Below are 12,468 nucleotides of genomic sequence, written 5' to 3' on the forward strand. Positions count from 1 at the left end.
TTAAACAGTAATCTCTTCTACAGGTTTTGTGGCTTCGGATATCAGAACCTTTTTCCGGTTTTTAACGATGTAATAGAAATTATACGCAAAAATGAGATGGGATGTAAACATCAGGGAACCTCCAATAGCCCGCCACACCCAATAGGGTTTCATTAATATTACAGACTCAATAAAAGCATTTCCTTCAATCCAACTTAATCCCTTATAGGTACCACCTACCATCAAGGAAACCATATAGGCAAAAAGGCCTATGAATGCCATCCAAAAATGGGCTCCCACCAATACCTGCGGTGGTTCTTTCCCTGTTAATTTTGGTAGTATGGCATAGATTGCGGCCCATAAAAAAAATGCTATTATCCCATACATCGTCATATGGGAGTGGGCCACATTGAAATCTGTGAAATGCCAAACGTAATTGGTAAAGCGAAATGCCTGAAAGCTTCCCTGGGTAGAGCCTACAAAATAAAATAGGGTCCCAACCAGAAAAAAAGGCAACACATAACTTTTTGAGATATGGCTCCAGCTCCCCTTCATCGTCATTAAAAAATTAGTGGTACCCGCCACTACAGGGATAAACATACCGGCACTAAATACAATGGCAGTTGTTTGGAGCCACCAGGGTAGGGGACTAAATACAAAATGGTGGGTTCCTATCATCGTGTAAAAAAGCATCTGGGTCCAAAAAGCCAGCACTCCCAGTGAATACGAATAAATAGGTTTGTTTAATGCAGAGGGTAAGTAATAATACACCAGGCCTAAGGTGAAGGTCATAAACCACATCCCCACGCCCTGGTGCATATAATACCCTTGAATTACGGTTTCTCCCAAACCATCCTGATAAAAAGGCAAATAGCCTATAACTGCCAGAACAATAGTCCAGATTAAAGAAGCAAGAATGAACCAGTTGGAGATGTATATTTCTGAAATTTTTCTGTTGGCAACTGTTTTGTAAAAATTAAAAAAAGTGATCACCAGGGCGATCGCGAAGAGCAGCATTACCGGCCATATATATTCACGATATTCACCGCCGCCATTATTAATCCCGGCCATCAAAAAAATACTACCTAGTATTACAGAAGAATTAATAAATACCCAGGCCCGCCATGCCCATTTATAACTGTGGATTATAGTATTGGATGTCCGGGCAATTACAAAATAGCCCAAACCAATCATAGCCAGGGAAGACCAACCCCAAAATACCATGTTAGTATGTACGGGGCGTAATCTTCCAAAAGAAAGCCAGGACTGGTTGTCCATCTCGGGCCAGATAAATTTCATTCCCAAATATTGTCCTATTAAGGTTCCCAATACCAACCAAACAATGGCTGCACCGATGTAGTAAATCACAATCTTCTTAAGGGGTTCCGGAGTTTCCAGACTAAGAGAAGTTTTCTTTTTTTCATCAAAATAGGCATTATTAGGATCGTTCGTTATTTTTTGGATCAATCCCTTTTTATCGAATACTTCATTTTCTCCGCTTAGCTCATTTCCCTTTAATTTATAGTGAAGTGCTGCTTTTCTCTTCTCAAGAATAGTATCAATTTCATCACTCTCCATTGCAACAAGCTCATCATCAAAAGCTAACCGGGTTTTAGCCATTTGTTTCTTTTTCAAGGAATCCACATAGGAATTGATTCGGCTTAAGAAAATAATGATGGCAACCACCAGAACAATGGTTATAAGTACTATAGTGCCTAAAATCCCCGGACTGGTTATCCAGCTTTCTGTAGAAACATTCTTAACTTGAGCATAGATTGTATCCGGTTGTACCAGCGTAAAAATTAAAGTTAGAAGATGAAATATTTTCATAAAATAGATATTAAGACCTTTTTATCATATTTAAACATAAATTTTTATCTTTTTAAGTAGGTGAGGCTAGTTTCCAATCCAGCCGTTAATTCATAAAGACTTGTGTTTTGTAACATTTCTCTAAGTTCATCCCTAATACCAACAAATTTATCATGCAGGAGACATGGTTTACTGGCATTACATTCATTGAATCCTAAAGCACATCCAGTATAGACTGAATCACCATCTATTGCATAAACAATAGCAGCCAGCTTAATCACGTCAATCTTTTCTTTAGGTATATAAAATCCACCATAGGGCCCTTTAACCGATACCAAAATATCATTCTTGGCCAATTGGTGCAATATTTTAGCGGTAAAAGCTATGGGGGAATCAATTTCACCTGCAATCTCCTTAAGGCTCACACGTTGTCCTTCCAACGATTGTAAGGCTATATATGTACTGGCCTTAATACCATATTCACAAGCTTTTGAAAACATTCTTATAAGATTAGAAATTACTTCAAAGGTATATTATTTTCTTATTTCGGACAAAATTATCATAAATAAGATATTCATAAATTTTTTGCTCCTTTTCAGAAATAAGAATATGAGGATAAAGCTAATTCAAACTTTACTTTTTGGGTAATAATTTCTTATTAGTAAAATACCTACCGCTAAAGGGACCAATGCACTTATAAATACTAAAAGTAAAGGCTGTTCAGCAAATCTAGGCCATCTCAGCCAAAGGCTCATTCCCTTGTAAAAGATTAGAATTTCAGAAAAGATAAACCCGATATGATATAAGGTCAATATTAGCCAATTAAGTTTTATCAGTTTAAAATGTTCCAAAAAAGCCAAAAGACTCAAGCTTACTACCCCCAAAAATGTCCAATGTAGATAGCCAATCACAAAATCCTGATAAAGAAAAGCAAGGTTGGCAAAATAGGGGAGTGCACTAATCAGTTGAAACCCGATTTTAACTATTAATAATATTCCGCATAGCTTTGAGAGATATTGAACAATTGGAGAAAATATCATTTTAAGATCTGGCCATATTTTTTGGATTATTCTGAAAAAATATAAAAATGCCACCAATTGTAAAATAGCTCCTGTACCTGCCAAAATATAATAAATTACCGGTGGCTTAATCCAAAGCACCGAAAGAAAGAAGCTGAGAATGACTCCCAGATTCAGTAGTAGAAAAAACATTTTAAACTTTTTTCGGTCTATGGTTAGACCAGATTTTTCAACTATAAAAAATAATATTCCAATTAAAGCCATGATAAACCAGGCATTATACTGAAAATGCAGATAAAAATAAATAGCGATCTTATACCAAACCGTAGCCTTTCCCAGTGTAGCCATAATACCACCAACTGCCCAGGGGCCAATACTCGAAAAGATCATATACCATAACGAAGCTTTGATACACCTCCAGGAGAGCATTTTCTTACGTTTTTCAGGAATATTCTTAAAGAAGAACCAGGTCAGAAAATAGGAAGCAATTAAAAAAAGCGTGGAAAAGATTATGGAAAACAGAGCGTACCCCTGTACAGGAAAACTAAGCAGCATTCCCATAATACAGATATTTGTAAACCAAATGATACGTTTGTAAAGTGCGCTTTTTTTTACTTCAAAAAAATGTAAGCAGTAAATAAGAGTGATCAAAGCGATATAAACCCAGCCCAGTAAAGCAACATGGGAATGTGCATGAACCACGAACTTATAAGTTGCAGGAACTGGGAAAATATAAAATAGTCTTAAAAAAACGCCCATCGTGCCCACCAGAAGAAAATAAGCAAGCCCCAAGTTGGAATGTTTTTTAATTAACTGCAATTAGCGGAATTTTTAATGCTACCCAAATGTAAAAAGAAGCTGTCTTAAAATTACGATACGCTATCATTCTGAATTTATTGAAGAATAGAGCTACGTAACTCGAATATTTCAAAATCATGAAAACAACTTCACTTTAATGAAAATAAACTTTTAAGACAGCTTCTACATTTTTTATAAATGAATTTTAAACTTGCCCGTTGAGTTCCTTCTCCAATTCAGCCGACTTTGGAAACAGAATGTTATTCTCTAAATGAATATGGCGGTGCAGGTCATTTTCAAATTCCTGAAGAAGGGCAAAAGTAACCCGGTAAGTATTACAGGCATCCTGAGGTGGTGTGTAGTTATTGCTCAGCTTTTCAATAAGTCTGAAACGTTCACCTTCGGTTTCATGTTCCATCATCATCATTTGAATAGGATTTTCTACTGTCCCAAAATGAGGTTTCTCCAATTTAATTCCGGTTTGTTTGGCCTGCACCATTTTACGAACGGCTGGGAAAAGAATAATTTCTTCCTTTTTCATATGGGATGCAAGTTCACCGGCAGATTTATTAAAATGCTCGGTAATTTCAAATAATTCTGGATGCCGTTCGCCATGTACCCGGCATAATTTCTCAAGATAGGGTTTTAAAACAGAGATCTTTTCTTCCACATAGCGATGGTGTGTTTTTTCAATATAATCGGCAAGCAGGTCTAAAGGCCAGGATTTAAAATCGATAGTACCTTCCTGTTCGGCTTGCTGCACGGCATTAATTTCATCAATAACCAACTGAGCATCTATTTTACTTTTTTCTGCGGCATCCTGAATGCTTCGGTTTCCCTGACAACAAAAATCGATTTTGTGATTCTTAAATATTTGTGCGGTGCGGTAGTCTTCTGCAACTATTTGTCCTATTGGCTTTTCTATTAAATTTTCCATAATACAGGTTTCTGATTTTTAATGATTTTCTTCAAATTTCACCTTATTTAGGAATCTATAATATGATTCTCATCATAAAAAAGGATAATTTTATCCGAAATAAATTTAAATTTTTTTTTAGCTAAATTTTTTCCCAGAAAGGATCCTGATATTCTTCTTTTGAATTGATCTCCAGATGTATTTGTTCAATTTTCTGAAACTCTTCTGTAGTAGCCAATTTCTGAATTTCATTAAATAAAACACGCTCTTCAAACCGAATATGTGCCTGTAGTTCTTCCTCCAGTAGACTAAGTGATTTTTCAGGATTTTTGGTATCATTGAACAATCTTTTAATACGACGGTGCTCTTTTAAAGCTCGTTTTATCAATTCATGCTCTTTTTCCAGAATACTAAAAATATACTTTTCTTCTAGTTTGAAATGGGGGGCAATTTCATGTTCAAAAAACCAATCAGCATAGTTTTTCAATCGTTCCACAGAAACATTTTCAGAAAATCCTTTTCGAAGTTTCCATGAGAATAACAATCCAAAATGATGCTGGCGGCTAAGTGGCTTTAGTGCTTCGTGGCGTTTGATTGGCTTATTATTTTCCATAAATTCTATTTAAAGCTTTAAAAATGTTTTATTAGATTCTAGTTTTCCTGCCAGGCTCATAATTTCTGTATGTTCCAGCATTTTTTTTAAATCTCCGCGAATGGCTATAAACTGGTCGTGAAGAGGGCAGGGCAAGGATTCTGAACATTCCTGCAAACCGAGTCCGCAGCCATTATAGATGAGGTCTCCATCTATCGCCTGAACAATCGCTATAAGTTTTGTTTTGCTGGAAGGGTCAATAAAAAAACCACCAGATGGCCCTTTTCTGGATGCTACAATCTCATTTTTAGACAATTTCTGCATGATCTTGGCAGTGAATGCTTCGGGAGAATTCACAGCCCGTGCAATTTCTCCAAGATTAGACCTCATTCCGTTTTGTGACTGATGGGCGATATATAAAGTTGCGCGAATTCCATATTCGCAGGCTTTTGAGAACATTTCCTTTTTTATAAAGATAAGATTCTATCAGAATTAAGGACATTTTTATCCTTAAATAAAACTCAAAGTTTATCTTTTTCTAGATACTTGCTGTACGTTTTTCATAAAGTGCCAGCTCCTGTAGTTCTGTTAGTATAGCCTTCCCTTTATCCTGATTATACCAAAGCTGTAAATTGGTTTTTACGATATCGTCTATTTTCCCATGTTCTTCAAGATAATCCTGAACCAGTTTCGTGGCGGCTGAAGAGCGTGGACCCCAAACATTCAAGATTTCCTTTTCTTTATTTAAAATAATAAGTTTGGGAATAGAACGGGAGCCTTTGGTCAAAAATGCGTCCATCAGGTTTGGATTTTCGTCTCGCAAAACTATTTTCAGCGCGATTTTTTCTGAAATTTGGGCAATCTTATTGAAAAATGGCAAACTTTGAGCTGCATCTCCACACCAGGGCTCGGTAATGACCAGCCAGGTCTGGTTTTCACGGATATTTTTAAAACATTGCTTTTCTTTTTCTGAAAGCTTAATCGTTTTGTCAAGACGTTTACTTCTGCTAAAATTTAGTTTAGTATAATTGATCTTTTCGTCAGTTTCTTCACCGGTAGTTCGTCCTTTTTCTACCAGCTGTTTAAATAAAAGCTGATATTGAGAATATTCCATTGCATTTTTCAGGCTATTTTCTATAATCTCTTTCATAAAGTATCAATCTTTAAAAATTCTATATTATTACCTTAGGTTAGTTGCAAAGAACAGCGTTGGATTTGTTCCTGCATTCTGTGTATTTCAACTTCTGCCAGTTTCAGGGTTTTTCTAAAATTGTTTTCATTAGAAACCACTTTTTCTTTCACCAAGCTATGATAATACGCGATTCCGTTCTTTAAATTTTTTAAAAAATTGTTCCATTCCCGTATTTTTCTTTTATCGGGTGTTGTCACTTCTTCCAGTTGTTCTTTAAAAAAGTCGAGATATAGCTGAAGTTCTTTCATAAAAAAATGTGGCCTATCTTTCGTTGCTAAGAGCGTAGTTCGCCCGTATATGTGGTCGGTCATTTCTTTCAGACTTACTTTTTTATTAAAATTAACGATGTTTGGACCGGGACAAATGGTCACCGCATGCTGTTTTTTAAGAAATGGAGCCTGATATTTTAAGGAAGCCGAATTGCTTAAACCCACACAAAGACATTCTTTGCTCAATACTTCATCCATTTGGCGATTATATTCAGCTTCAGAAAGATTTAAATCAGATAGCTGAGCTATTTTCTTTTTCTGATATTTCCGCGAAGCCGTGCAGATAGGAGTTTTGGTAAATTCGGTATTCGAAACCAGGAACTTTTCAGTACAGGGACTTCCAGGAACTTTATTCTCTATTCGTTTTAAACGTTCAATTTCGCCTGTAGTTTCTTTCAGATAATTGAAACCTACTCCCAAAGGTGAAGATTTACTCCGTATCACATCTTTTTCGCCAGAAGCCAGCAGTATCTCCATCGTCTGGTCATCTACCGTAGTTGCCTCCGGGCACAGTAGGAATGGAGTGCCCCAGCCGGTGCCGTCCATTCCATAATGTTCACGCAGTAAGGCATCTTCTTCAAAAGTGCCAATCCCGCCCTGAACGGTAATTCTTATGGGGTGCGGACTCAAAAATCCCGGTTTGTCTTTTTGTTCGAGCGCTGCGGAGTACAAACTGAACAGACTTTCGCTCAGCTCTTCTCTGTTTTCATTAAATTCCTTCAAAATAGGTCCCAATAACAATCCCTGGGTGGCAAAAACATGTCCGCCGCAATTAAGACCAGATTCTATCCTGAATTCACTTACCCAGATTCCTTTTTTGGCCAGGTATTTTCCCTGGATGAGCGCTGAACGGTAGTCGCTCACCTTTATGATGACTCTTTTTTTAAATTCTCCCCAGCCTGAAGCATCAAATTCGCTGAAATTTTCCAGGTAATTATATAGCCTTGGGTTCATTCCGGCAGAAAAGATAATGGCCGAATTATCCAGCTCACTTTCAGCATATGCCTTTAAAGAAATTAGCGCATCAGAGCCGTTCTCAATAGGTAATCCCTCGCTGTCTGTATTATCTTTATCAACTTTGGTCATCACATTTACCTCAATGGCGCCGGGAACAATATTTTTCTTTAAACTGGATAGAAGTTGTTCCTGTTCCTGTTCATCTTCCGAAGAAAGAAGATTCAGATATTTTTCTTTTAAAATGCTGTCATCTGGCAACATTTCAAAATATTTAGAAAGCTCAGATCCTGCTTCTATCGCAGAATTCTTCAATTTTTCAATCTTAGAACTAACGATACGCTGAACCAAATTCAAATAATCGCTTATTCGCCTGGCTCTATAATCGGGTTCTTTAGTGGTAATTGGAATATATTCCTCGTTGTTTTCACGGTAATAATGCTTGCGCATCGTCTCTATCAGGTTGTCTTCAATAATAGACATGGTAGAACTAATCCCGTAGCAGGCTACTTTAATTGGCGAATCTATAGAAAACGCCAGTCCCATAACTGGAATATGAAAACTGTGTGGTGAAAGTGTTTGCATTTTAATTTTTTGAAACTCAAAGATGGGACTCCTGGAATTTTTTAAATATGACAGAAATCATATAATTTGATATTAAAAAATTTTAAATGCTTTTGCTTTGAGCATATAAGGTGGATGTTTTTACCTCACCCTCGGGGAGGTCGGAACTGTTTTTCAGTTCCGGGTGAGGGGAAACAAAAAATTTTAAGATTTTTTGTATTTTAAAAATCTTTACGCTTTGCCATTCTATAAATAATTCCGGTAGGGATCAACACCCAAAGTGCCAGCATGATTACTGAAATGATCAAACCGAAATTGGTGCCAAAGAATTGCTGAAATACCGCACCGGTATATCCCAATAATGCTGAAATATCTAATTTTAGGAGAATAAGTACTCGCGAAAGGTCTACAGGATTCAGCATGGTGGCGGCTAGGGAAAACTTATCCAGCGGATAATCTTCAAAATAGACCAGGGACATAAGGAAAAGTCCGTCATAGATCACTGCCATAAATAACCACAATAGAATGGCGTACCCAAAACCTTTGATCTTATTTTCATTGGCTAGCGCGATCACAAAAGCCAGCGCAGTAAAGATGAGTGTTAAGAATGCACCAGTAACCAGTAATAATGAAAAATCCCAAATGGCATTGCTATTAAATATTCCGTAGAAGACAAATGGCAATCCTAAACCAATCACTAGGCTCATGGCCAGGGAACAAGCAACTCCAAAATACTGTCCTAAAAAAATAGAACTTCTTTTTACGGGCTGAGCCAGGAGTAGTTCGGTAAATTCCCGCGAATTATAATAATACATCACCCCGAAAATAGTCCCGATTAGCGGCACTAATACAATGATCACATTCATTAAAGTGATGACCGCCTTGGAAAGGTCGTTGTTTAGAAATAAAAGCACGATCCCGAGTAATAAATAAAAAAGGAAATAGACGTAGCTCCAACGGCTTCGCATCAGGTCGAAAAAACTGTATTTTAATATTTTAAGCATCACTTGTAGTTAAAATGGAGGCAATAGCATGTTCAAAGTCCGGCTGTTCGGTTTTAGCTTTTAGCTTAGTAATATTCCCTTTAAAATAGATTTTCCCTTCCAGAAGAAACACGATCTCATCGGCAATTTCTTCAACAAAACTCATAATATGGGAGGTTATTAAAATGGTCTTTCCTTTTGCTTTTTCGACTTTTATAAGTTCTTTTAAACGAAGATGTGAGATAGGATCCAAACCGGTGGTTGGCTCATCCAGGATAATAAGCGGTGAATTGAACATGAATGTGAGTACCAGATTTACTTTCTGCTTGGTCCCTCCTGAAAGATTGCTCAATTTCTTATCCAAAAAAGACTGTAACCTGAAAAGTTCTATTAGATGATCATCTTCGGCTGTTTTTCCGGTACGCAAATCCTTGATCATACTTATAAGTTCCTTGACTTTTAAGTTACCTGGGAAATTGGCAATTTGTGGAAGGTAATTGATCTCATTTCTATATTTCCACTGGTTTCTCACCATCTTCTCACCAATTTTTATATTTCCAGAGTCTGGGATCACCATGCCCAAAATACTTTTGATAAGCGTGGTTTTTCCCGAACCATTAGGCCCTAAAACGGCAAATATGCCACCCTGTTCTATTTCCAGGTCGATGCCTTTGAGCACCTGGTTGGTACCAAACTTTTTATGTAAATATTCAATTTGAATCATGACGTACAGGTTTTAGCAATGGATGTTCATCAATAAGATTATCGGGTGTGAAAATGGGCGAGACTTTTTCAGAAAAATCGATGATATCGATAAACAAGCTGCGCAAGAGAATGATGGTCTCCGGAGTACGGTTTACGATATACGAAAATAGTTTCACCGGCCGGTAGGGTACATCGCCAATCCCATTTCGGTCTAAATCGTAACCGGTGTAATTGCTCCAGTAATTCCGGTCAAAATTATTTTCGTTAAGCCGGCTGTTATAGGATACATCAAATGAATTATATAGGAAATTGTTGCTTTCAAAAATATTGTTGTAACAAGCGCCACGTACTTTTACTGCCCAGCCATTATTCTTAAAATCATTGTGGATATAGTTCACTCGGTTGGAACCTTCAATATTAATGCCCACTGTATTTTCTTCAAAGTTGTTATTGAGAATTTCAGAATCGTTTATTTCTTTCAATAGCAAACCAAAAGAGGCAGTACCCCAATTCTTTCTAAAAGTATTGCCTTTCATGGTAATAAATTTGGAAAACATCACCGCCACTCCGGCGCCATTGTTCTCGAAAAGATTATTTACGTAGGTATCGTGGTTTGAAAACATGAAATGCAGGCCATAGCGAAGATTGTTAGAACTAATATTATCACTAATCGTGATCTCATCGGAAAATTCCAGGTAAATACCGTCCCGAACGCCCTGCACCTTATTTCCGGCAACTTCCACATTCTGGCAATACCAAAGTTGAATACCGTTTCCGGAACTGAATTCTTCCTTTGCATCTCCAATGATGGTATTATTAAATATTTTGCCATTTTTAGCTTTTTCAAGGTATAATCCGAAGAAAAGCTGCTCAAGTTTTAAATTCCGAAGCAGGAAGTTTTCACTTTTCACTACGCGTACCGCAGCATAATCTGTGGTATAACTGGTGCCTACATTTACAATCTTAAGTCCGTCTATAGTGACATTATCTGCCTGAATGGTAATGATCTCCCCATTGTTTTCACCATCTATCATTGCGTTCTCTTCTCCAATAATAGTGAGCGGTTTGGTTATGCCAATGTTATATTCTTTGTAGATCCCTTTTTTTACAAAAATAGTATCGAAATCCCGGGCATTTTCTACTGCTTCTGTAAGGGTTTTAATTTCACAGGAAGCGCAAACCTCTATGTTTTGCGCAGCAAGTGTGTAAGCTGAAAACTTCAGAAAAATGAGTGATATGTAAAAAAACTTCTTCATTATATAGACTAAATTACATGGAGACATATTTCAAACCTATGACGAAAGACAGGTTTTCGTTCATTTGGATCCAATCATCTTATATTGATTGAATTTTTATAAAACCTGGGAGGTTTCGGGAATAATAAGATTAACGAATACTTAAACACTCAATACAGAAAGATTAAGAGTTTAATTTGATAATCTCATTTTAAAGCTCAAAGCAATCTACAAATTCCAAAAAGCCAGCAGAGAGATTAATTGAATTCGTTTGTAATAGCACTAGTTATTTACTAATCTCTTTAGTAATATTAGCCCAGTTATAAAGTTGGCCATCATAGTTGCTTTCAGCTTTTTTCGCATCTTCTTCGGAAGCAAAGCCGGAAAGATTGGCACCCATAGGACTTGATATTTCCGGACTAATTAAATAGTATGCTGTTTTAGCGTCTATTAAAGTGCCGGGATTTTTAAAGTCATTTATAAGATATAATTGGTATTCTTTCTCTTTGATATCTTCGGAATAATGGATCATACACTCTATAGCATCGAAATTATAAGCTTTCCCATTTTTATTCACTAACTGACTCGCATATTGCTGATCTACAATAGTCATGTTGCAATATTCACAGGCTTCATTCCCGTAATTTATTGCTTGCGGACTTATTTCGCAGGCACTAAAAATCAGGGTGATAATTAGCAAGAAGAATAGCTTTTTCATGATAGTTTGTGTTTTTTGTTCCACTCAAACTTTCCAACAAAAAATGCAATTAACGTAAGTAGCATTCCCGCGAAAAGGAGGTAGCCGCCCAAAGCTGGAAAAGAATCCACATCAAAATTCAGCATTTTCTGGTGTCCGAATAGCGGCGGTTTATAACTCATGGGAGAACCATCTGGATTGGTCATTTTCATGATCGCGTGAGGATCTAAATTGGTCCCGTAATCGGTAAGCCAGGCATTAAAATCGTACATACCTAGTACCCCGAGAATCGACATTAAGATAAGCCAGCCTAAAAACCACCAGTAATTTATTTTTCCGAAAGAACCCAAAATTCCTAGTATAACTCCCAGTGCCGCCATGCTCCCAATCACCAAGGGAAAAATATTAAACTCCCACATTTCTTCGGGTTTTGGAATTTTCTGCATTCCAATATAATGATTAACCCCATCTATATTCTGAATATCGAATTCCTGTACACCCTGAATACCCGAAATATAAATGTCCATTCCTAAAGGATCGGGATATTGTGGTGCCCCTAACATAATATTCCATAAAGGAAATTTGAAAAGGCCCAATAACAGTAAAGAACCAATGATCATTATGATACCTGCTTTTTTCATGTTTTAAGTTTTGAACCTTATCGGTGAACTGTCTATAATTATATTTAATGTTTTTAAAAAGACAGGGGCAATCACGAAAGCCCCTGTCTTTGGAACCAACTGAATATTTCGGGGA

General features: G+C 36.9%; 13 protein-coding genes. All 13 read right to left on the reverse strand.

Annotated features, from left to right (window positions below; all coding sequences use genetic code 11):
* The gene (locus GFO_RS06520) at nt 1-1,809 is read right to left on the reverse strand and encodes a cbb3-type cytochrome c oxidase subunit I (RefSeq protein ID WP_011709285.1); all 1,809 of its coding nucleotides are present in this window, start codon (nt 1,807-1,809) and stop codon (nt 1-3) included.
* Nucleotides 1,810-1,853: 44 nt separating this feature from the next.
* Nucleotides 1,854-2,288 (reverse strand): RrF2 family transcriptional regulator, encoded by a 435-nt coding sequence (locus tag GFO_RS06525; protein ID WP_011709286.1) that lies wholly within the window; start codon nt 2,286-2,288, stop codon nt 1,854-1,856.
* Between the two features lie 126 nt (nt 2,289-2,414).
* Nucleotides 2,415-3,626, reverse strand: coding sequence for a hypothetical protein (locus GFO_RS06530; RefSeq protein WP_011709287.1), 1,212 nt, complete (start codon nt 3,624-3,626; stop codon nt 2,415-2,417).
* A 184-nt stretch (nt 3,627-3,810) separates the two neighbouring features.
* Entirely contained in the window at nt 3,811-4,542 is a 732-nt protein-coding gene (ric, locus tag GFO_RS06535; protein ID WP_011709288.1) for an iron-sulfur cluster repair di-iron protein, read from the reverse strand.
* A gap of 121 nt (nt 4,543-4,663) precedes the next feature.
* Nucleotides 4,664-5,134, reverse strand: coding sequence for a hemerythrin domain-containing protein (locus GFO_RS06540; RefSeq protein ID WP_011709289.1), 471 nt, complete (start codon nt 5,132-5,134; stop codon nt 4,664-4,666).
* A gap of 9 nt (nt 5,135-5,143) precedes the next feature.
* Nucleotides 5,144-5,572: an RrF2 family transcriptional regulator gene (locus GFO_RS06545; protein WP_011709290.1), complete on the reverse strand. Its 429-nt coding sequence runs from the start codon at nt 5,570-5,572 to the stop codon at nt 5,144-5,146.
* Nucleotides 5,573-5,651: 79 nt separating this feature from the next.
* On the reverse strand, nt 5,652-6,263 hold the full coding sequence (locus GFO_RS06550; RefSeq protein WP_011709291.1) for a thioredoxin family protein: 612 nt from the start codon (nt 6,261-6,263) through the stop codon (nt 5,652-5,654).
* A 35-nt stretch (nt 6,264-6,298) separates the two neighbouring features.
* Nucleotides 6,299-8,113 (reverse strand): hypothetical protein, encoded by a 1,815-nt coding sequence (locus GFO_RS06555; RefSeq protein ID WP_011709292.1) that lies wholly within the window; start codon nt 8,111-8,113, stop codon nt 6,299-6,301.
* Nucleotides 8,114-8,313: 200 nt separating this feature from the next.
* Entirely contained in the window at nt 8,314-9,096 is a 783-nt protein-coding gene (locus GFO_RS06560) for an ABC transporter permease (protein WP_011709293.1), read from the reverse strand.
* Entirely contained in the window at nt 9,089-9,799 is a 711-nt protein-coding gene (locus GFO_RS06565) for an ABC transporter ATP-binding protein (protein WP_011709294.1), read from the reverse strand. Before GFO_RS06565 ends, GFO_RS06560 begins: the two co-directional genes overlap by 8 nt.
* Nucleotides 9,786-11,036, reverse strand: coding sequence for a nitrous oxide reductase family maturation protein NosD (locus GFO_RS06570; RefSeq protein WP_041250041.1), 1,251 nt, complete (start codon nt 11,034-11,036; stop codon nt 9,786-9,788). Before GFO_RS06570 ends, GFO_RS06565 begins: the two co-directional genes overlap by 14 nt.
* Before the next feature lie 265 nt (nt 11,037-11,301).
* Nucleotides 11,302-11,733, reverse strand: a complete 432-nt coding sequence (locus GFO_RS06575; protein ID WP_011709296.1) for a nitrous oxide reductase accessory protein NosL — start codon at nt 11,731-11,733, stop codon at nt 11,302-11,304.
* Nucleotides 11,730-12,353: a hypothetical protein gene (locus GFO_RS06580; protein ID WP_011709297.1), complete on the reverse strand. Its 624-nt coding sequence runs from the start codon at nt 12,351-12,353 to the stop codon at nt 11,730-11,732. Before GFO_RS06580 ends, GFO_RS06575 begins: the two co-directional genes overlap by 4 nt.
* Between the last annotated feature and the right edge of the window lie 115 nt (nt 12,354-12,468).

The sequence above is a fragment of the Christiangramia forsetii KT0803 genome, from assembly GCF_000060345.1.
GTDB classification, from domain to species: domain Bacteria; phylum Bacteroidota; class Bacteroidia; order Flavobacteriales; family Flavobacteriaceae; genus Christiangramia; species Christiangramia forsetii.

Excerpts from the sequence above, each read along its gene's own strand:
- GFO_RS06520 (WP_011709285.1), bottom strand. The coding sequence starts at position 1,809 with ATGAAAATATTTCATCTTCTAACTTTAATTTTTACGCTGGTACAACCG.
- GFO_RS06525 (WP_011709286.1), bottom strand. The coding sequence starts at position 2,288 with ATGTTTTCAAAAGCTTGTGAATATGGTATTAAGGCCAGTACATATATA.
- ric (WP_011709288.1), bottom strand. The coding sequence starts at position 4,542 with ATGGAAAATTTAATAGAAAAGCCAATAGGACAAATAGTTGCAGAAGAC.
- GFO_RS06540 (WP_011709289.1), bottom strand. The coding sequence starts at position 5,134 with ATGGAAAATAATAAGCCAATCAAACGCCACGAAGCACTAAAGCCACTT.
- GFO_RS06545 (WP_011709290.1), bottom strand. The coding sequence starts at position 5,572 with ATGTTCTCAAAAGCCTGCGAATATGGAATTCGCGCAACTTTATATATC.
- GFO_RS06550 (WP_011709291.1), bottom strand. The coding sequence starts at position 6,263 with ATGAAAGAGATTATAGAAAATAGCCTGAAAAATGCAATGGAATATTCT.
- GFO_RS06555 (WP_011709292.1), bottom strand. The coding sequence starts at position 8,113 with ATGCAAACACTTTCACCACACAGTTTTCATATTCCAGTTATGGGACTG.
- GFO_RS06560 (WP_011709293.1), bottom strand. The coding sequence starts at position 9,096 with ATGCTTAAAATATTAAAATACAGTTTTTTCGACCTGATGCGAAGCCGT.
- GFO_RS06565 (WP_011709294.1), bottom strand. The coding sequence starts at position 9,799 with ATGATTCAAATTGAATATTTACATAAAAAGTTTGGTACCAACCAGGTG.
- GFO_RS06570 (WP_041250041.1), bottom strand. The coding sequence starts at position 11,036 with ATGAAGAAGTTTTTTTACATATCACTCATTTTTCTGAAGTTTTCAGCT.
- GFO_RS06575 (WP_011709296.1), bottom strand. The coding sequence starts at position 11,733 with ATGAAAAAGCTATTCTTCTTGCTAATTATCACCCTGATTTTTAGTGCC.
- GFO_RS06580 (WP_011709297.1), bottom strand. The coding sequence starts at position 12,353 with ATGAAAAAAGCAGGTATCATAATGATCATTGGTTCTTTACTGTTATTG.